General features: G+C 57.9%; 19 protein-coding genes. 7 read left to right on the top strand and 12 right to left on the bottom strand.

Going from position 1 to position 18398, the window contains the following annotated elements; genetic code table 11:
• Positions 1 to 127 precede the first annotated feature (127 nt).
• Positions 128 to 1240, top strand: coding sequence for an S-(hydroxymethyl)glutathione dehydrogenase/class III alcohol dehydrogenase (locus DY251_RS05530; RefSeq protein ID WP_116623125.1), 1113 nt, complete (start codon positions 128 to 130; stop codon positions 1238 to 1240).
• 9 nt (positions 1241 to 1249) lie between these two features.
• Complete coding sequence (gene fghA / locus DY251_RS05535) at positions 1250 to 2083, top strand: S-formylglutathione hydrolase (protein ID WP_116622872.1); 834 nt, start codon at positions 1250 to 1252, stop codon at positions 2081 to 2083.
• 15 nt (positions 2084 to 2098) lie between these two features.
• On the opposite strand, the gene DY251_RS05540 is transcribed toward fghA, so the two are convergent.
• Positions 2099 to 2908, bottom strand: coding sequence for a class I SAM-dependent methyltransferase (locus tag DY251_RS05540; RefSeq protein WP_116622873.1), 810 nt, complete (start codon positions 2906 to 2908; stop codon positions 2099 to 2101).
• Positions 2909 to 3065: 157 nt separating this feature from the next.
• Between DY251_RS05540 and DY251_RS05545 the strand changes: the two genes are divergently transcribed.
• Positions 3066 to 4088 (top strand): LLM class flavin-dependent oxidoreductase, encoded by a 1023-nt coding sequence (locus tag DY251_RS05545; protein WP_116622874.1) that lies wholly within the window; start codon positions 3066 to 3068, stop codon positions 4086 to 4088.
• Positions 4089 to 4106: 18 nt separating this feature from the next.
• On the opposite strand, the gene DY251_RS05550 is transcribed toward DY251_RS05545, so the two are convergent.
• The 3 genes from DY251_RS05550 to DY251_RS05560 are packed head-to-tail and all read right to left on the bottom strand — an operon-like array spanning position 4107 to position 6750.
• Positions 4107 to 4928: a DUF1365 domain-containing protein gene (locus DY251_RS05550; protein ID WP_116622875.1), complete on the bottom strand. Its 822-nt coding sequence runs from the start codon at positions 4926 to 4928 to the stop codon at positions 4107 to 4109.
• The gene (locus tag DY251_RS05555) at positions 4925 to 6364 is read right to left on the bottom strand and encodes a cryptochrome/photolyase family protein (RefSeq protein ID WP_116622876.1); all 1440 of its coding nucleotides are present in this window, start codon (positions 6362 to 6364) and stop codon (positions 4925 to 4927) included. The genes DY251_RS05550 and DY251_RS05555 overlap by 4 nt, the downstream gene beginning before the upstream one ends.
• A gap of 5 nt (positions 6365 to 6369) precedes the next feature.
• Entirely contained in the window at positions 6370 to 6750 is a 381-nt protein-coding gene (locus tag DY251_RS05560) for a DUF2147 domain-containing protein (RefSeq protein ID WP_116622877.1), read from the bottom strand.
• Positions 6751 to 6865: 115 nt separating this feature from the next.
• Between DY251_RS05560 and DY251_RS05565 the strand changes: the two genes are divergently transcribed.
• Positions 6866 to 7267 carry a DUF2177 family protein gene (locus tag DY251_RS05565; RefSeq protein ID WP_116622878.1) on the top strand — a complete coding sequence of 134 codons (402 nt, stop codon included), beginning with the start codon at positions 6866 to 6868 and terminating at the stop codon, positions 7265 to 7267.
• Here DY251_RS05565 and DY251_RS05570 read toward each other — a convergent pair.
• Genes DY251_RS05570 through DY251_RS05590 form a run of 5 tightly spaced genes read right to left on the bottom strand, consistent with a single transcriptional unit; the run spans position 7232 to position 10967 of the window.
• The gene (locus DY251_RS05570) at positions 7232 to 7828 is read right to left on the bottom strand and encodes a hypothetical protein (RefSeq protein WP_116622879.1); all 597 of its coding nucleotides are present in this window, start codon (positions 7826 to 7828) and stop codon (positions 7232 to 7234) included. The genes DY251_RS05565 and DY251_RS05570 overlap by 36 nt on opposite strands.
• Positions 7829 to 7833: 5 nt before the next feature.
• A complete protein-coding gene (locus DY251_RS05575) occupies positions 7834 to 8862 on the bottom strand; it encodes an SAM-dependent methyltransferase (RefSeq protein ID WP_116622880.1) in 1029 nt (342 codons plus the stop codon).
• Entirely contained in the window at positions 8859 to 9674 is an 816-nt protein-coding gene (locus DY251_RS05580) for a DUF1295 domain-containing protein (RefSeq protein ID WP_116622881.1), read from the bottom strand. Before DY251_RS05580 ends, DY251_RS05575 begins: the two co-directional genes overlap by 4 nt.
• A 1-nt stretch (position 9675) precedes the next feature.
• Positions 9676 to 10329, bottom strand: coding sequence for a ChrR family anti-sigma-E factor (locus DY251_RS05585; protein ID WP_116622882.1), 654 nt, complete (start codon positions 10327 to 10329; stop codon positions 9676 to 9678).
• A complete protein-coding gene (locus DY251_RS05590; RefSeq protein WP_116622883.1) occupies positions 10326 to 10967 on the bottom strand; it encodes a sigma-70 family RNA polymerase sigma factor in 642 nt (213 codons plus the stop codon). Before DY251_RS05590 ends, DY251_RS05585 begins: the two co-directional genes overlap by 4 nt.
• A 137-nt stretch (positions 10968 to 11104) precedes the next feature.
• On the opposite strand from DY251_RS05590, the gene DY251_RS05595 reads away from it, so the two are divergent.
• Positions 11105 to 12424: an NAD(P)/FAD-dependent oxidoreductase gene (locus DY251_RS05595; protein ID WP_116623126.1), complete on the top strand. Its 1320-nt coding sequence runs from the start codon at positions 11105 to 11107 to the stop codon at positions 12422 to 12424.
• Between the two features lie 60 nt (positions 12425 to 12484).
• On the opposite strand, the gene DY251_RS05600 is transcribed toward DY251_RS05595, so the two are convergent.
• The 3 genes from DY251_RS05600 to DY251_RS05610 all read right to left on the bottom strand — a co-directional run bounded on the left by DY251_RS05600 (position 12485) and on the right by DY251_RS05610 (position 15956).
• The gene (locus DY251_RS05600; RefSeq protein WP_116623127.1) at positions 12485 to 13858 is read right to left on the bottom strand and encodes an aspartate aminotransferase family protein; all 1374 of its coding nucleotides are present in this window, start codon (positions 13856 to 13858) and stop codon (positions 12485 to 12487) included.
• A 10-nt stretch (positions 13859 to 13868) separates the two neighbouring features.
• A complete protein-coding gene (locus DY251_RS05605) occupies positions 13869 to 15359 on the bottom strand; it encodes an NAD-dependent succinate-semialdehyde dehydrogenase (RefSeq protein ID WP_116622884.1) in 1491 nt (496 codons plus the stop codon).
• 117 nt (positions 15360 to 15476) lie between these two features.
• Positions 15477 to 15956 carry an Lrp/AsnC family transcriptional regulator gene (locus DY251_RS05610; protein WP_116623128.1) on the bottom strand — a complete coding sequence of 160 codons (480 nt, stop codon included), beginning with the start codon at positions 15954 to 15956 and terminating at the stop codon, positions 15477 to 15479.
• Between the two features lie 83 nt (positions 15957 to 16039).
• Between DY251_RS05610 and ehuR the strand changes: the two genes are divergently transcribed.
• Together ehuR and ehuA are read left to right on the top strand one after the other, a co-directional pair.
• Positions 16040 to 17425: a MocR-like ectoine utilization transcription factor EhuR gene (ehuR, locus tag DY251_RS05615; protein WP_116622885.1), complete on the top strand. Its 1386-nt coding sequence runs from the start codon at positions 16040 to 16042 to the stop codon at positions 17423 to 17425.
• Between the two features lie 117 nt (positions 17426 to 17542).
• The gene (gene ehuA / locus DY251_RS05620) at positions 17543 to 18328 is read left to right on the top strand and encodes an ectoine/hydroxyectoine ABC transporter ATP-binding protein EhuA (protein ID WP_116622886.1); all 786 of its coding nucleotides are present in this window, start codon (positions 17543 to 17545) and stop codon (positions 18326 to 18328) included.
• Positions 18329 to 18398 lie beyond the last annotated feature (70 nt).

Genomic DNA, 18398 nt, shown 5'->3' on the forward strand with positions numbered 1-18398 from the left:
GTGCCAAAATCCCTTCCACCACTCCCGCAAGGGTTGAGCTTTCGCCCTCATTTACACTATGACATCGGCTCATGCTGTTGAAGCACGCGCGCCCGGTCGGGCGCCACATCGTCAACAAGGGATGCATATGAAAACGAGAGCCGCAGTCGCATGGGAAGCCAAGAAGCCTCTGACCATCGAGACAATCGAGATCGGAGGGCCGAAGCCGGGCGAGGTGCTCGTTGAAATCATGGCGACCGGCGTTTGCCACACCGACGCCTACACGCTCGACGGCCTTGATTCCGAAGGCAAGTTTCCCGCGATTCTCGGTCACGAAGGCGCGGGCATCGTGCGCGAGGTCGGCGCGGGCGTCACGTCGCTGAAGGTGGGCGATCACGTCATCCCGCTTTACACGCCGGAGTGCCGCCAGTGCAAAACCTGCCTGTCGCAGCGCTCAAATCTCTGCACCTCGATCCGCGCCACGCAGGGTCAAGGCCTTATGCCGGATCACACCAGCAGGTTCTCATGCGACGGCGGCGAGATTTTCCATTACATGGGCTGCTCGACCTTCTCGAACTTCACCGTGCTGCCGGAGATTGCGCTGGCAAAAGTTCGCGAGGACGCGCCTTTTGACAAGATTTGCTACATCGGCTGCGGCGTGACCACCGGCATCGGCGCTGTAGTTTACACGGGCAAGGTCTGGCCGGGAGCCAATGTCGTTGTGTTCGGCTTGGGCGGCATCGGCCTCAACGTCATTCAGGGTGCCAGAATGGTTGGCGCAGACAAGATCATCGGCGTCGACATCAACCCCGGCAAGGTCGAGATGGCGAAGAAGTTCGGCATGACGCACTTCATCAGTCCGAACGATGTCGGCGTAGACAAGGTCGTCAGTGCCATTCAAGACCTGACCGATGGCGGTGCGGATTTCAGCTTCGATTGCACGGGCAATGTCAATGTCATGCGGCAGGCGCTGGAATGCTGCCATCGCGGCTGGGGAACCAGCATCGTGATCGGCGTGGCGCCAGCCGGTGCCGAGATTTCCACCCGCCCATTCCAGCTTGTTACGGGTCGCAACTGGCGCGGCTCCGCCTTTGGCGGTGCGCGTGGCCGCACCGATGTGCCGAAGATTGTCGACTGGTACATGGAGGGCAAGATCAACATTGACGATCTGATTACCCACACCATGCCGCTGGACGACATCAACAAAGCCTTCGACCTCATGCATGAGGGTAAGTCGATCCGCTCCGTGGTCATTTATTGAGGTCGCGCGATGGAGATCGTCTCGAAAGCCAAATCGCATGGCGGCGTGCAGGGTGTGTACCGGCACGCGTCTGACGCAACCGGAACGCCCATGACGTTTGCCGTGTTCGTTCCGCCACAGGTGGATAGCGGGCCGGTGCCTGTGCTGTGGTACTTGTCGGGCCTGACCTGCACCCATGCCAATGTGATGGAAAAGGGCGAATACCGTGCTGCCGCTGCACAGCATGGCGTCATCATCGTCGCGCCCGATACGAGCCCGCGCGGCGAAAACGTGCCTGACGAACCGGGCAACTGGCAATTCGGTTCAGGCGCAGGCTTTTACGTAGACGCGACCCAAGCGCCGTTTTCCACGAACTACAACATGTACTCTTACATCGTGGACGAACTGCCCGCGCTCATTGCCTCGCAGTTTCCAGCCGATATGAAACGGCAAGGCATTTTCGGCCATTCAATGGGCGGGCATGGCGCGCTGACAATTGCGCTCAAACATCCCGACCGTTTCAAAAGCTGCTCCGCGTTCGCGCCCATCGTGAACCCCAGCACGGCAGACTGGTCGCGCCCGGCCTTCGAGAAATATCTCGGCAAAGACGAGACCGCATGGCGCGAATATGACGCCGTTTCGCTTATCGAAGACGGCAGGCGCTTCCCGGAGTTTCTGGTGGATCAGGGCACTGCGGACAGCTTCCTGACAACCGGCCTGCGCCCGGAGCTATTGGCCGAAGCGTGCAGGAAGGCGCAAATCCCGTTGCGCCTGAACATGCGCGAGGGATATGACCATTCCTATTTCTTCATTTCGTCGTTCATGGCGGATCATATCGACTGGCACGCCGCGCGCCTGAAGTGATTAAGACCGGAAACGCTAAGCGTTCGCCTTGATCACATGTGCCTGCATCTTGGCGGAGATTTCTCCGCTTCCGCGCCTTTCTGCAATGGTCGCTGCAACACGGTCGGTTATAGCCTCCAGATTTCCGCCCCTCGCCTCGATTTCATTGCGAATGGGCGTGCCCTGGCAAAAGGCCGTCGCAACAATTCGAGCCAAAGGCGCACGGCTTTGCTCTGCTTTCGTCTCGATTGCGACGTCAGAAAAGCCCGCCTCTTCCAACTGGCTGCGGATTAGCCCCGTGTCAAAATAGCCGTGGGGCGTGCGTGTAATGAAGCGTGGCGGATCGTCCGGGAAAATCTCGCCAAGAGCGTCGAGCACGTCTTGCGCAAACACGTTTTCCTCGATCCGGTCCCATACGTTAAACAAAAAGCGCCCTCCGGGTTTCAGAACACGCTTCACCTCGCGATAGCCGGACGTTCGATCCGGGAAGAACATCGCGCCAAACTGACAACAAGCGAGATCGAAGGCCGCATCGTCGAACGGCAGCGCCATCGCGTCCGCTTGCTTCCACTGTATCCGGCTATCCGGCGGCTGGCGTGAGGCTGCATAGTCAAGCATTGCGGGGTTGAGATCAGTCACCACGTAGGCAGCATCCGCTGCAAGTTTTGGAGCCAGGGCTCGGGTCACGACACCAGTACCAGCTGCAATTTCCAGAACGGCTTTCGGCGAAAACGAAGCTGCCTGCTGCGCGATATCATTTGCATAGAAGTCGAAGATCAGTGGCACCATGTAGCGGTCATAGTTTTCCGGAACAGAGCCAGCGAAAACCTTGTCAGCTTCCAACATAGGAGCACCTATTGTTTGGCGGTTTTCAATATTAGCACATTGCGAGCCACTTTGGATTCGAAATCAAACACCAGTTCAAACGCACAGCCAAAAGACCGCCACGTTTCACTTGCACCGATCGGTAGCTTTGAACGCAATCCTGATTTACGTTGAACAGATGAAGAAGATCGGATTTCTGTCCTTCGGACACTGGACGCCATCACCGCAATCGCAGACGCGATCTGCCTCCGACACGTTGCTGCAGTCTATCGATCTCACCGTCGCCGCGGAGGAACTTGGTGCAGATGGAGCCTATTTTCGGGTTCATCATTTTGCGCGGCAGCTTGGCTCGCCCTTTCCTCTGCTGGCTGCGGCGGGCGCGAAGACCAAACGCATCGAAATCGGCACCGCTGTCATCGACATGCGGTATGAGAACCCTCTCTACATGGCCGAAGATGCCGGTGCGGCTGACCTCATCGCTGGTGGACGTCTGCAACTGGGTATTAGTCGCGGCTCTCCTGAGCAGGTGATCGATGGTTGGCGCTATTTCGGTTACGCGCCGGCCGAAGGTGAAACAGACGCCGATATGGCTCGTCGGCACGCTGAGGTATTTCTCGATGTGCTGCGGGGCCAGGGGTTCGCCGAACCTAATCCGCGCCCCATGTTTCCTAACCCGCCGGGTAAACTCCGTATCGAGCCGCACTCGGAAGGTTTGCGCGAGCGCATCTGGTGGGGTGCTGCAACGAATGCGACAGCAGAGTGGGCTGCAAAGCTTGGTATGAACTTACAGAGTTCAACCCTGAAGTTCGACGAAACGGGCGAGCCGTTCCACATTCAGCAAGCCCAACAGATCAGGGTTTACCGGGAGGCATGGAAGGCCGCCGGTCACGAACGCGAACCTCGCGTTTCGGTCAGCCGCAGCATCTTTGCGATTGTTGATGATCGCGACCGTGCGTATTTCGGCAGCGGTAGCAGAGAACAAGACCAGATAGGGTTCATTGAAGAGAACACGCGCGCCATTTTCGGCCGCGGATATACTGGCGAGCCCGAAACCTTGATAAAGGAACTGGCAAAAGACGAGGCAATCGCAGAGGCCGACACGCTGTTGCTGACCGTACCCAATCAGTTGGGGGTCGAATACAATGCCCACGTGCTGGAAGCCATTCTAAAGTACGTAGCGCCGGAACTTGGGTGGCGCTGACAGCCAGGCTGATAAATTTCAGCTATCGCGAAACGATGCATGTGGTGGCGGCGGTGGGCTCTTGTGAAACTTTGCTCCCTTGAACCACAGGCGCAGTGCTTGCCAATGGATCCCTAGCGTTACCTTCAACGTCATGAAAGGGAACTTGGCCAGGCACACCGCAAGGCTTGCGCTGTCGAGATGCACTGCGTCCCCATTGAATGTAGCCGCCAACACCGGCTCGTCGCCGACTTCTTCGTGAATGCGCAGCCGAACTGTCCTGCCCGGTGGTAAAACCCGGAAATGATAGCGCGCGCTCATTTCCATGAACGGTGAAACGTGCAGCACTTTTGCGCGCGTTTGCCGAATTCCGGCGGGGCCGGACTCACCATGCATAACCGGAGCAACATAGCTGTGCCGTTCGCCAAATGTGTTTCGCACAGCGTAGATAAGAGCGGTCAAAGCCCCGTTTTGGTCATATGCGAAATAGACTGAAATGGGGTTAAACGCGTATCCGAAGATGCGCGGATAAGCGAGCATCAGAATCCTGTGCGCGGGCTTTTGAAACCCCGCTTTGCCGAGCAACCCATCAGCGTATTGCCTAAGCGTCTCGCCGGTTTGTTCGACGTGGTCGCGCTCATAAAGCGAAACCATGCCGGGCCGATTGACGCACAGGAGAAAGGTCTGTCCGTCCAACTCCGGCAAGCGGTCCAGATCCACGAGGAGAGAAAATACTGAGTAGGAAAAGCGGTGGCCGAACGGCTTCAGGCGCTGGTGCATAACGCTGCCAGCATAGAGTGTGCCGGCAGCGTCCGGTGCGGTCCCGTTCGCGGCAGTCGTCGTGATGCGTGCGCGACTCATACGTCGGCCTTTACGGATTGGTATGCGGCCAATGCGCGGGCGCGCGCTGTGGCGTGATCCACAATTGGCGCGGGATAGTTTTCACCCAGAATCACGCCAGCTTTTTCCAGCACACCGCTTGACGCTTCCCAAGGCTGGTGAATGAAGCGATCCGGAAGCGCTGCCAGTTCGGGCACGTATGTGCGAACATATTCGCCCTTGAGGTCGAATTTTTCACCCTGCAAAACCGGATTGAATATTCGAAAATACGGTGCGGCATCCGCTCCCGACCCAGCGACCCATTGCCAATTGCCTGGATTGCTGGCCTGGTCTGCATCCACGAGCGTATCCCAAAACCACCGCTCGCCCTCTCTCCAATCGATCAGCAGGTGTTTGGTCAAAAACGACGCTGCAATCATCCGCACGCGATTGTGCATCGTGCCCGTTTGCCAAAGCTCGCGCATACCCGCATCGACAATCGGATAGCCCGTCGCTCCGCGTTGCCATGCATGCAACGCGCGCTTGTTGGTCAGCCAGGGAAAATGATCGAAGGCGCGCTGGAAGTTTTGCTGTGCAAGGTCGGGATTGTGCGACAGGAGGTGATAACAGAACTCGCGCCAACCCACTTCCTGCCTGAATTTCGCAGCATCGGAGCTGTTTGAGGTTCGATTTTTGGCAATCGCCGCAAAAATGGTGAAAGGCGTGATTTCCCCATGCGCGAGATGCGGAGACAGCCGCGATGTGAGACGCGCGGGAAAGTCGCGTCCCTCCGCATACCCACGAAGATTTTCCGCTACGAACTCCTTTAGCGCGGCAATCGCGCCTTCCTCACCGGGCGTCCATGCCTCTCGTAAACCGCTTGCCCAATCGGGTTTCGGCAAAGGCAGAACTTCATCGACAGGTTCAGTCCAAACCTCGCCTGAATATGCCCGCAAACTCTTTGGCACATCTATCGGGTCCCGGTGTTCCGGGCCAGACGACAAAGCATTCCAGAACGGCTTGAACACCTTGTAAAACGAACCTGATTTGGTGGCGAGTTGCGAAGGCTCATGCAGCAGATGCCCGTCGAAATCTCGGGTGCGTATGCCATTCGCCCGCAGCGCTTTTTCCATTCTGCGGTCCGCTGTCGCCCCATTTGGGTCGTACCTGCGGTTCCACGTCACGGCATCCGCTCCGCTCTCCGCCACAAGTTCGGAAACAACTTTGGAAAGCTCGCCCCGCCGAATGATGAGCTTGCCGGCAAGGCCATCCAGCGCCTTTTCCAACTCCTTTAACGATTGATGGAGCCACCAGCGGGATGCTGCCCCTCTCGGGCGCAAATCGCCTTCACCGTCATCAAACACAAAAGCCGGAATGACCGGCTTATCCAGTCGCGCAGCCTCGGCAAGCGCACCGTTATCTCGCAAACGAAGGTCATGGCGGAAAAGAACTATTGTCGGCTTGTCTGTCATTGCCATGAGCGTCAGTTTGAAGGCTTCCAGCTAACATTCTTACACAAAATGCCACCGAGCACACAGCCGCGCGTAACCAGTTTGTCCTTGGCGACGGTCATCGTCATACCGTAGGTGCGGTCCCGTTTTTCATCATAGGCTGTGCCGGCTAGCTTGCCTGTCGCGTCTGGCTTCAATGACATAACCAGCCTGTCGCCAACTTCTTCGCCGCCGCTGGTATCTCCTATCCACAGGTTTGTGGCGCAGATTTTGGTTCCACACGCGGCAACGCGGACACGCGCATTTCCGTCATCCCGCATCCAGACACCGCTGGGGTCAGGCTCTTGCTGGGCGAAAGCCTGTGTCGCAAACAGCAATGCCGCAGCAAGCACATAAGAAACAGGATTTGCCATACCCGTTTTCCTCCCTGTCTTACCTATTACGTTGGTGGAGGCATTTCGGTTCACCGGCGGGTGATCCGCCGACCCGGAAATCACGTAAAACTTCGATGTTCACACAGGGCGAAACATGAAAACGATTATGGTTGCCTATGTTGTCGCGGGTCTGGCATTTCTCGCTGTAGATGCCATCTGGCTGACCGTTATGGCGGAGACACTTTATCGACCGCTGCTTGGGAGCAAGCTCGCTGACGGGTTTGTATTGGCTCCCGCCACATTGTTTTATCTGATCTATATCGCCGGTATCGTCTATTTCGCAGTGCTCCCAGCGCTTCAGGATGGTGGGCTGACCAAGGCAGCTCTAAATGGCGCCATCCTTGGGTTGGTCGCCTACGCCACATATGATCTTACAAACCAGGCAACGCTGCGCGATTGGCCGCTGACAATCACGCTCGCCGATATTCCATGGGGAATGTTTGTATCCGCCGTTGGTGCTTCAGCGGGCTTTCTCGCTGCCAGTCGCTTTGGCTGAGACCTCGCATTCCGCCAGCAGCCGCGAGAACATGATTGCAACGAGAGCGGTAAGCGCGCTCGCGCTCATGACATTGAGCCGCACCAAGGCTGCGTATTCGTCAGCGGAATAAGACACGACCGGCTCGCCATAGCGACCATGCAAAAACAGAAACGCCGCGAAGCATGCACCTGCCAAAGCGAGCGATAATATCCGCTCGCGTGAACGAAAAATCAGCAGCGCCAGAACCGCGCACGGAATGAGAAATATCTCCACCCCGGATTGAACTCCGAAAAGCCTGGCGCAAAGCAAAGTGTTGGCAATGCCCGTCACCGGTAGCAGACCGCGCCCGGCAGCCGAATTTACCCGCGCGATTGCGGGAACCGCCAGAAAGAACGGCGTCGAAAGAAATGTGTAGAAAGCAGGCGTTATGTTTCCGCCAACGAACCACCAGAGATAGAGCGGATAAAATGGCTGGTTTGACGCAACCAGAACGGAAACGGAGTTGGCCAAAGCCACGCGCGGATCTGGGTTTCCGATGTATGCATTGACCGCAGCACTCAGCCTTTGCAAAGCGCCCATCGCAGTCACGATCCCGAAGGTCGCAATAGGTAGTGGCTGACACTCCATTCATTGCCGGCTTCGTGTCCGAACAAGCCAGCGGTAGCGAGGAAGAACAAGCGCCATCGGCGCATCCATAGAGCCGCGTCTTCACCATAGGTTCGCTGAAAAATCGTCCTGATCGCAGCGCTGTTGCGGTCGAAATTTCCCAACCAGTCAAGCGCAGTGCGTTGATAGTGTATCCCGTTCCACCGCCAGTCTCGCTCGACGACAAAACTCTCCTCGAACTGGCGCATCAGAGTGTGGCTCGGCATCAAGCCACCCGTGAAAAAGTGCTGCGCTATCCAGTCCGTCTTATCGGCGCGATCAAAGCGATAAGCACTGTCGCAATGGGAAAAAACATGAATGAAAACCCGGCCATCAGGCGCGATCCAATCACGGGCACGTCGCAGCAACGCGTCCCAGTTCGACATGTGCTCAAACATTTCTACCGACACTATGCGGTCGAATTTTCCTTGCGCGTCAAAATCATTCATATCGGCGGTCACGACGCTAAGGTTCTCAAATCCGCGGCGCACTATCTCGCTTTCGATAAACATGCGCTGCGAAACTGAATTGGATACCGAAACGATGCTCGAACGCGGGTAGCGTTCCGCCATGAAAAGCGACAGCGAACCCCACCCGCAACCTAGCTCGAGAATGCTCTGACCGTCGGTCAGATTGGCATGCTCGCAACTCTCTTCAAGCGCAGCAAGCTCGGCTTCCGCCAAGGTACTTTCAGGGCCGCGATACAGGCAGCACGAGTATTTTCTCTGTGGCCCTAACGCCAATTCAAAAAATGCAGGCGGCAACTCATAATGCTGCTCATTTGCCTGATCGACATTCGTGGCGATGGGCCACCCCGCCATGCCTTGCGCAAATTCACGATCTGAATTGCGGGCATTCGCTAGCAAGCGGCTCGTGCGCCCGACAAGTCGAGCAACCCCGAATCGAAGTGCAGCGTCGGGTAGCGGCAGGTTTTCAGCAGCCGCGATTGCGGCTTGCGCCATATTCATGCTGTACTCCCGCTGCGTTGAAAGCCTGGCCAGAACGCATTCACGCGCTTTTGATATTGGGCATATGCCGCGCCCCGCGTTTGCATCATGTGCTTTTCCAGTGGCGGTATGCCGGAGGCTCGCGTCAGCAGCAAATACATCATCAAGGGTCCTAGGAGGGCGCACCATCCCCACGGCCAAGTGCCGGAGGGGCCTATCGCGACGACCGCATATCCCAGCCAGCCCAACCATTGGAAAAAATAGTTTGGATGTCGCGAGAGACTCCAAAGTCCAGCATCGCAAACTGCGTCTCTGTCGTTCGTGTTGCGGGCAAATCGCGACAGTTGTGCGTCAGCGATTCCTTCACCGACCACAGCGATGACCAGCAGGGTCAGCCCGGCGAGGTCGCTCCAGTGCAATCCCTGCTGCGGGTTTCGCGCGGCCATAAATATGGTCACCGCCAGCAGCAGCGCCACCGCGGCCTGAATTTGTAGAAACCAGAACAGGCGACCGCGCCAATTTGCTCCCCATTCCGCTTTCAGGGCGACATAGCGCGGATCATCTTTTCCTCGCAGCGTGCGACTAACGATGTGCAGACCGAGCCGAAGCGACCAAGCCAAGGCAACAGTTGCAACAACGGTCCGTCGCCAGAACTCCGCCTCCCAACCTTCAATCGGAAAGAGGGAGACAACGACCCCCGCAAGTCCAACGAGGAAAGACCAGCTCGCATCGATCCAGCCGAATTTCGATCCGCCTGCAACCACGAGCCAGGCACCGCACATCACGAGGCTTGATAGAACCGCGACAGCAAAGAACATCGCGGTCGCACACATGTCAGATCCCGAATATCGGCTGCAACATGCGGCCTATCAGGCTGTTGAAGCGCATCTTGCCCTCAACTGCGGCTAAACAGATGCACTCCCCATCGCGATCAACGATGGGTTGGTGCTCAACATGCTCGTCAACGTCAGCAATATCTCCGGGTGTAAACTGTCCCAGAGCGTCGGTGTATGATCCTGAGACTATATATGTAAGCTCGGTCCCCACATGTCCGTGGTCTGGCAATGCGCGACCCGGCCCAACTTTCAGCAAAATGAGATTCGCTTCAGGGTCGTGCGGTACACCAACCCTGCTCATGTGAATGCCGGGTCCGATCCATCGCCAGCGCCTTATCTCACAGCCCTTTAGCGTGTCGGGAAGGCGTACACCGTCGATGACGATTGGCTGACTGTGGTTGTCACCACTCGCCTCTCGTTTCCCTTCTGCATCGATGCGGGCCAATGTTTTCGCAAGCGCATCGGCTGACAACGCGGTCGGTTCGGTTTGCTCAAGAATTGCCCCGCCCAACGCTTCAAATGTCCTGACAGCCTCCGCGCAGTGCGGGCAGGCAGACACATGCGCCCCCACCACTATCGCCGGTCCAGCGCCAATCGTGCCGGCGGCATAGCGCATAAGTGTCTCGTCAGTCGGATGATGTGTAATTGTCATTGATCTTCATCCAACACTGCACGAAGCCGATTCATCGCCAGCCTAATCCTGGATTTCACGGTCCCGAGCGGTATGCCGAGCTCACTGGCGATCTCCGTTTGGGATTTTTCGATATAGTAGGACAAGCGTATTATCGCCTGCTGCTCGGGCGAGAGCTTGGCTAGCGCAAGCCGCACATTCTCATCCCGTTCTGCCGCCAAAAGTTCGTCTTCAATCGATGGCGGCACATCAACTGGATCCGACGGCAAAAGTGATGGATCTCGCTGGCGGCGGTTGAAGTCGATGCGCAGGTTGCGCGCAATCGTGAAGATCCATGTCGATACCGCTGCGCGACCCGGATCATAATGGCTGGCTTTTCGCCACACGCGCAACATCGTCTCCTGAACGAGTTCTTCCGCCATTTCCGGGCTCATTCCCCCGCGCCGGAAAAATGTCTTAATGCGCGGCCCAAAGTGACCAAATAGGGAACCGAACGCGTCACGATCCTGACGTGTCGCAACTGCCACGAGCAGCTTCTCCAAAACTTCAGCGGTCAGATATAAGGATTCGCCTTCTTCACGATTTGTCACGACCAACTGCCTGCCGATTGGAACGGGCCATAAAGATCGTACAGCAACGTGATTCAAAGCCTCATGCATGCGCCATTCTACGTCGCGAGTCCGAAACCGGATCACAGTCGCGACAGTGATCCGACCGCGCGTTCGCTGCGTAGAACCTACTACTCGAGCAACAAAAGCAAACCGATTTCTGTCGGGTGGCGAATTTCAGCGAAGCGATGAAACATTTCCCTCCCAACGAACGCCCTCTGAAAATAGCCGTTATCGGAACGGGAATCGCCGGACTTTCCGCAGCATGGCTGCTTTCACAGCGCCACGAAGTCACGGTATTCGAGGCCGATTCCCGCATTGGTGGCCATTGCCACACCATCGACACCGGCGAGACACAGGTCGACACAGGTTTCATCGTCTACAACGACACAACGTATCAAAACTTGTCAGCGTTGTTCGCGCATCTTGGCGTTCCCACCAAGCCGTCGAACATGTCCTTCTCTGTTTCTATGGATGGTGGCGCGCTGGAATATTCTGGAACCAATCTTGCAGGAATTTTCGCGCAGGGAAGTAATATTGCCAGTCCGCGCTTCTGGTCGATGTTGCGCGATGTTGTCCGCTTTTACCGCGAAGCGCCTGTAAAAATCCGCGATATCGATTCAGGCGCAAGTCTCGACGAGTACTTGAACGCGGCGGGTTTCGGTACAGCGTTTAGGGAAGACCATCTATACCCCATGGCAGCCGCGATCTGGTCCACACCGGCATTTGAGATCGGCAACTATCCTGCTGTTTCCTTCATCCGCTTTTGCGAGAACCATGGCCTGTTGAAGCTGTTCCGGCGGCCTGTTTGGCGAACTGTCGAAGGCGGAAGCCGTGCATATATAGAAAAGCTCATCGCTCCTTTCAGGCACCGCATACGCACTAACGCCGCGGTCACTTCTGTCAGGCGCGTGAATGGTGTTGTGGAAATATCTGCTTCAGGCAGCGATCCAGAGTGGTTCGATGAGGTGGTCATCGGCGCGCATGCGGATCAGGCGCTCAAGATGCTTGCAGACCCTTCAGATGCCGAGGTCGAACTGCTCGGCGCGTTCAAATATGGGCTGAACGAAACAGTCCTTCACACCGACGCATCGCTCATGCCCAAGCGGCATCGCGTGTGGTCGAGTTGGAACTATCTCGCTCAATCGTCCGCGAATGACGTGTTACGTCGTAAGCCATGCGTCACGTATTGGATGAACCGCCTGCAAAGCCTGCGCACCCGCGAGCCGGTGTTTGTCACCCTCAGCCCACTTCATGAACCGCGCGCGGAAAGCGTGCTTTGGCGCGGTGCATATGCGCACCCCTTATTTGATACGGGCACGCTCAATGCGCAGAAACGTCTCTGGTCCTTGCAGGGGGTCAGAAACACGTGGTTCTGCGGCTCTTACTTTGGGTCGGGGTTCCACGAAGATGCGATACAAGCTGGCCTTGCCGCAGGTGAGGCGGTTGGAGGCTTGATAAGACCGTGGGCCGTTGAGGGGCAGTCCAGCCGGATACACGTTATATGACCGAATGCCGGCGTTAGGTCCGGCACCGTCGTCGTATCGGACAATGCGCCGTTCACGGGCTTATCCCAGCACCGACTTCACAGCACCCGCCGCGGCCGCAATCACCGTGTCTGCATCTTCTTTTGTCAGGCAGAGCGGGGGCGCAAAGCCTAGAATGTCGCCTTGCGGCATGGCGCGTCCAATAACGCCGCGTTCGAGCAACGCCGCAGCAACCTGCGGGCCGACTTTCCTGGACGCATCGAAGAACGCGCGGTCATCCTTATCCTCGACAAATTCTATTGCCGCGAGCATCCCATCGCCGCGCACTTCCCCGACATGCTTGTGGCCCGCAAGAGCATCCGCAAGGCCAGCGCGAAAATATGCGCCTACGCTTCCGGCGTTCTCGACAAGGCCGAGTTCGTCGATCAGTTCGAGATTGGCCACGCCCGCAGCAGCGCAGATGGGATGCGCGGAGTAGGTCCAGCCGTGGCCGATTGGGCCGAGTTCATCGGAACCCTGCACCAACACCTGCCAGACTTTATCGGAAACGATCACGCCCGACAGCGGCGCGTAGGCCGAGGTCAATCCCTTGGCGATGGTGATGAGATCGGGCCTGATGCCATAATGATCCGAACCGAACATGGTGCCCAGCCGTCCAAATCCTGTCACCACTTCGTCAGCGACGAGCAGCACGTCATATTTCTTCAACACGGCCTGGATCTTTTCCCAGTAACCGGCCGGCGGCGGAACGATGCCGCCCGTTCCGAGAATCGGCTCGCCAATAAATGCTGCAACGGTTTCCGGACCTTCCGCGAGAATCATCTCTTCCAGTCTGTCCGCACAATATTGCGAAAACTGCTCCTCGCTCATCGAGCGATCGTCGCGGCGGAAATAATAGGGCGCCTCCGTGTGCAGGATCGGCGCGCGCGGCAGGTCGAAAGCATTGTGGAACACGTGCAGGCCGGTCAGCGAGCCGGTCATGACGCCCGATCCGTGATAGCCGCGCCAGCGCGAGATGATCTTCTTCTTTTCGGGACGGCCGAGAATGTTGTTGTAGTACCAGATCAGCTTGATGTTGGTTTCATTGGCATCCGAACCCGAAAGGCCGAAATAGACGCGGCTCATGCCCTGCGGCGCGCGGTCGATGATCATCTTGGCAAGACGGATCGAGGCGTCTGTGCCATGCCCGACATAAGCGTGATAATAGGCGAGTTCCTTAGCCTGCTCCGCAATTGCATCGGCGATCTTCTGCCGGCCATATCCCACGTTCACGCAGTAAAGCCCGGCGAAGGCGTCAATGCTTTCCTTGCCTGTGATGTCGCGCACGCGCACACCCTCCCCGCCCGCCATCACACGCGTCGGCGACTCGCCGCGCGCGTGCATTCCCATATGGGTCGAGGGATGGAAGAAATGGTCGCGGTCCCACGCCGTGCGTTCGTTTGTCAGGTCAAGCATTGGATTTTCCTTACGCTGCATCGATGCAAAGATATTTGAGGTCGGTGAACGCCTCTATTCCGTGGCGCGAACCTTCGCGCCCGAGTCCGGATTGTTTCACGCCGCCGAAAGGCACCGGTGCGCCGGTAATCTTGACGCGGTTGACGGCGACCATGCCGTAGGCGAGTGCCTTGCCCATTCTGAGCTGGCGGCGGGCACTTTCGGTGACGACATAGGCTACCAGCCCATATTCCGTGTCGTTGGCGCGTTCGATCACCTCGTCTTCGGTGTCGAAAGGCGTGACCGCCGCAACCGGGCCGAACGTTTCCTCGTGCATGATGAGCGCATCTGCCGTCACATCCGCGAGCACGGTGGGTTCATAAAACAGAGCGCCCGGATGGCTGCGTTTTCCTCCGGTCAGGCACCTGGCGCCCTTCGCCAACGCATCTGCAACATGCTCCTCGACTTTTGAGACGGCGCGTTCGTGCATCAGCGGACCTATATCCGGGTCGTCCAGACCTGCGCCGAGCGTCAGGCCGGCGACACGCGCAGCGAACGCCCCACAGAACTTGGCGTAGATTGAGCGCTGCACAAAGATGCGATTGGCGGCCAGGCAATCCTGTCCAGAGGTTGCGAATTTCGCATCGAGCGCGATCTGAACTACCCGCTCAATATCCGCATCGTCAAAAACAATAAGCGGTGCGTGACCACCCAATTCCATCACCAACCGCTTCATTGTCGGCGCACATTGTTCCGCGATCCGGCGGCCGATTTCGGTGGAACCGGTGAAGCTCATTGCACGCACGCGCCGGTCTTCGCACATGCATCCCACGATGGTGGCCGCATCGCCGGTTATCACGTTGAACACGCCGGCCGGCAGGCCCGCCCGCTCGCCAAGTTCCGCCAATGCCAGCGCAGTAAGCGGCGTTTCGGAAGACGGGTGCGCAACAATCGTGCATCCCGCGGCCAGAGCGGCAGCGGCTTTTCGCGTCAGCATGGCAGCCGGAAAGTTCCACGGCGTGACCACGCCCACCACGCCCACCGGCTCGCGCTGCACCAGCATCGCAGCCCCTGCAAGGTGGCTCGTGATCCCTTCCGCATTAAGGCGCTTTGCCTCTTCCGCATACCACTCGACAAACGATGCCGCGTAGTCGATCTCGCCGCGCGACTCTTTCAGCGGCTTGCCCTGCTCAATCGTCATGATGAGCGCCAGATCGTCCTTTGCCTCGATTATAAGCTCGAACCATTTGCGCAAGATCGCCGCGCGCTCCTGCGGCAGCAGGCTTTGCCAGCCCGCAAACGCACGCGATGCAGCCTCTATTGCCCCACTCGTCGCCCGCACACACAGCGAAGCAACCTGCGCAATCGTCCCACCGTCCGCCGGATTGATAACGGGAAAGGTAGAGGCCGCGCCGTCGGCAGTCCATTTGCCGTCGATATAGGCCAGCTCGCGCAGCAACCTGCGGTCCGACAAACCGTCGAGCTCGTTGCGATGCGCAATCGTAGCGAGTTTGGCGCTCATGCGTGCAGATCTCCCATTTGCGGGAATGCTAGTCCGCAACACTGAGAGACAGAGCCCAAATCATGCGCGCCCAACCCTCATTCGGGCTAAACGCGGCGGCCTGAATAGAGAGATGGTCTATTCGGCGAGGATTTGGGCGGATAAGGCCCGGTCCTTCACAACCCGCGTAACGATATAGGTGAAGTAGCGGTCGATGCCGATTTCAGACGCCAGCAGCCGGTCGATCAGCCGCTGATAGGCATCGATGTCGCGCGCGGTCACCTTGAGCATGTAATCTATCCCGCCACCCACCGACCAGCAGGCGACGATTTCTGGAATGTCACGAATGGTGCGCTCGAAGCGATCAAAATCAGCTTGTCTATGGCTGCCAAGCGTAACCTCGACCAGCACCGTGGTAATTGGCGCGACCGCGCGCAGGTCGATCTCAGCGCGATAGCCACGGACGATCCCGGCCTTTTCCAACCTGCGGAGCCGCAGCCACGCAGGTGTGGCAGACAGGCCAACCTTTTCGGCCAGCGCGAGCTTGGTAATTCGCCCGTCATGCTGCACGGCGTCGAGTATCTTCACGTCAATGCTGTCGAGTTTGATGCCAGCCATTTTGTTCATGACATTCCGTTTATTCCAGATGAGGGCTACTAAGCCCCATTGTCAATTGCACTGAATTCAGGCTCTACTCAATCATGACAATCTGGCAACCCGATCCAACGCTCATCCGTCGCCCAGCCTACCTGTCTCTGGCCGATCAGATCGCGCGCGCCATCCACGATGGGCACCTGCCACACGGCACGCGTCTGCCGCCGCACCGCAAGCTCGCCTATGATCTCGGTCTATCGGTCCAGACAGTGAGCCGAGCCTATGAGGAGCTTATTCGGCGTGATCTGGTTTCGGGCGAGATCGGCCGCGGCAGCTTCGTTCAGACCATGCGGCGTGAGGTCGAGCCACCATACCTGCCCGAGCGCCTTGGCGAGCTGATCGACCTTTCCATCCTGAAACCGGTCTGCGAGCCGATGCATCTTGAAGAGTTGAAAGGCGCGTTGACCTGGCTCGGCTCCAATCTTCCGTCAAGTTCGGGCCTGTCCTTCAGGCCAAATGTCGTTTTCCCGCGCCACCGGGCTGCGGCCACGGAATGGCTCAAATTATGCGGCCTCAACGTTCCCGCGCAAAATATCAGCGTCACCAACGGCGCAACCGCCGCCATGACCGTCGCGCTCATGAGCGTTGCGCCGCCCGGTTCTACCGTTGCCACCGAAGCGCTCGGCCACCACACGCTCATACCGCTATCAACATATCTCGGCTTTCATTTGCACGGCCTCCCGGTGGACAAGGAAGGCATCCTCCCGCAAGCCCTGGATCAGGCCTGCCAAGGGTCCGACATCCGCGCGATTTTCGTGCAGCCATCGGTCATAAATCCAACCGCAATGCTGATGGGCAGCCAGCGGCGCAGCGACCTTGTGGACGTAGCCCGCAAGCACGATCTCGCCATTATCGAGGGCGACGTGCTTGGCCCGCTTGTCGATGCTGGCCTTTCACCAATTGCAGCCATCGCACCGGAACGCACGCTCTATTACACCAGCTTTACCAAGAACACCGTTCCGGGCCTGCGCATCGGTTACCTCGTGGCGCCCGACCGCTATGTCGCCGCCGTCGCCAACAGGCATCTCGTTTCAAACTGGATGGCAACGCCCATGGTCGCCGAAATTGCAACAAAATGGGTGACCGACGGCACGGCGATCCGGCTGGTCGAATGGCAGCGCGACGCTCTCCTGCGCCGTCAGGCCATAGTCCGCGAGGTGATGGGCGAAGGGTCCTATCTCACCCATGAGCGCGCTCTGCACATCTGGATTCCACTGCCCGACAACCGCGCGGAAGACGGGTTCGTCGCGCAGGCACGTCTTCAGGGCGTGGCAATTGCGCCGGGCATGTCCTTCCGTACGTCCGATGCCCCTTGGCGGCCCGCAGTGCGCGTGTCGCTGGGCTCAACAACGGAAAACGAACTGCGCGCAGGACTCGGCGTCATCTCTCGTCTCCTGATCAGCGAGGCGGAACATCTGTTGCTGGCGATTTAGCCGCGCTATACCGAAACTCGGGCATTCCGACTAAATTGTCATGATTTTATTTTCCGAATTGACATGATTTAAAGCTTCTCACATCGTTTAGCCATGACTATGTGGGAAAGGTTCTGAATGGCCGCGCCGATCATCGAGATCGAAAGCATCAGCAAGAGCTTTGGCGCCTTCCAGGTGCTGGATCAGCTCTCGATGCAGGTAATGCCGGGCGAGAAGCTTGCGCTGATCGGGCCATCGGGGTCGGGCAAGACGACCATCCTGCGTATTCTCATGACGCTGGAGCGCATCGATGGCGGACATATTCGCATCGAGGGCGAGGAACTTTATCACATGTCGAAGAACGGCGGCCTCGCGCCCGCTGATGAGAAGCACCTGACCAAGATGCGTCAGAAGATCGGCATGGTGTTTCAGCTCTTCAATCTGTTTCCGCATATGAGCGTACTCGACAATGTCACGCTTGCTCCGATCCTGACGAAAGGCGTCTCGCGCGCTGATGCCCGTAAGCGGGCGATGGAATTGCTCGACATGGTGGGCATGTCGGCCAAGGCAGATGCCATGCCCTCGCAATTGTCAGGCGGGCAGAAGCAGCGTGTGGCGATCGCTCGGGCTCTCGCGCTCTCGCCAAAGATCATGCTGTTTGACGAAGTCACGTCGGCACTCGATCCCGAACTGGTTGAGGAAGTCCTGAACGTCATGCGCAAGCTGGCGGCTGAAACCGACATGACCATGCTTCTGGTCACGCATGAAATGGGCTTCGCGCACGACTTTGCCGACCGCGTACTTTTCTTCGATCGCGGACGGATCGTCGAGGAAGGCAAGCCCGATGATATTTTCCGTCATCCCAAGCAGGAGAGGACGCAGACTTTCCTGCGCAAGATCATCGCGGCCGGGCATCGCGTCTGACCGCATGTAGCGCGGTCTGGGAGGACCGCACCCGCTGTAAAACTGAAAACAACTCCGAAGGAGCCGGGAA

Origin of the sequence: Mesorhizobium denitrificans (assembly GCF_003403035.1) — a bacterium.
Lineage (GTDB): Bacteria > Pseudomonadota > Alphaproteobacteria > Rhizobiales > Rhizobiaceae > Mesorhizobium_G > Mesorhizobium_G denitrificans.

Coding starts and splice junctions, on each gene's coding strand:
- DY251_RS05530 (WP_116623125.1), top strand. CDS start 128: ATGAAAACGAGAGCCGCAGTCGCATGGGAAGCCAAGAAGCCTCTGACC.
- fghA (WP_116622872.1), top strand. CDS start 1,250: ATGGAGATCGTCTCGAAAGCCAAATCGCATGGCGGCGTGCAGGGTGTG.
- DY251_RS05540 (WP_116622873.1), bottom strand. CDS start 2,908: ATGTTGGAAGCTGACAAGGTTTTCGCTGGCTCTGTTCCGGAAAACTAT.
- DY251_RS05545 (WP_116622874.1), top strand. CDS start 3,066: ATGAAGAAGATCGGATTTCTGTCCTTCGGACACTGGACGCCATCACCG.
- DY251_RS05550 (WP_116622875.1), bottom strand. CDS start 4,928: ATGAGTCGCGCACGCATCACGACGACTGCCGCGAACGGGACCGCACCG.
- DY251_RS05555 (WP_116622876.1), bottom strand. CDS start 6,364: ATGGCAATGACAGACAAGCCGACAATAGTTCTTTTCCGCCATGACCTT.
- DY251_RS05560 (WP_116622877.1), bottom strand. CDS start 6,750: ATGGCAAATCCTGTTTCTTATGTGCTTGCTGCGGCATTGCTGTTTGCG.
- DY251_RS05565 (WP_116622878.1), top strand. CDS start 6,866: ATGAAAACGATTATGGTTGCCTATGTTGTCGCGGGTCTGGCATTTCTC.
- DY251_RS05570 (WP_116622879.1), bottom strand. CDS start 7,828: ATGGGCGCTTTGCAAAGGCTGAGTGCTGCGGTCAATGCATACATCGGA.
- DY251_RS05575 (WP_116622880.1), bottom strand. CDS start 8,862: ATGAATATGGCGCAAGCCGCAATCGCGGCTGCTGAAAACCTGCCGCTA.
- DY251_RS05580 (WP_116622881.1), bottom strand. CDS start 9,674: ATGTGTGCGACCGCGATGTTCTTTGCTGTCGCGGTTCTATCAAGCCTC.
- DY251_RS05585 (WP_116622882.1), bottom strand. CDS start 10,329: ATGACAATTACACATCATCCGACTGACGAGACACTTATGCGCTATGCC.
- DY251_RS05590 (WP_116622883.1), bottom strand. CDS start 10,967: ATGCATGAGGCTTTGAATCACGTTGCTGTACGATCTTTATGGCCCGTT.
- DY251_RS05595 (WP_116623126.1), top strand. CDS start 11,105: ATGAAACATTTCCCTCCCAACGAACGCCCTCTGAAAATAGCCGTTATC.
- DY251_RS05600 (WP_116623127.1), bottom strand. CDS start 13,858: ATGCTTGACCTGACAAACGAACGCACGGCGTGGGACCGCGACCATTTC.
- DY251_RS05605 (WP_116622884.1), bottom strand. CDS start 15,359: ATGAGCGCCAAACTCGCTACGATTGCGCATCGCAACGAGCTCGACGGT.
- DY251_RS05610 (WP_116623128.1), bottom strand. CDS start 15,956: ATGGCTGGCATCAAACTCGACAGCATTGACGTGAAGATACTCGACGCC.
- ehuR (WP_116622885.1), top strand. CDS start 16,040: ATGACAATCTGGCAACCCGATCCAACGCTCATCCGTCGCCCAGCCTAC.
- ehuA (WP_116622886.1), top strand. CDS start 17,543: ATGGCCGCGCCGATCATCGAGATCGAAAGCATCAGCAAGAGCTTTGGC.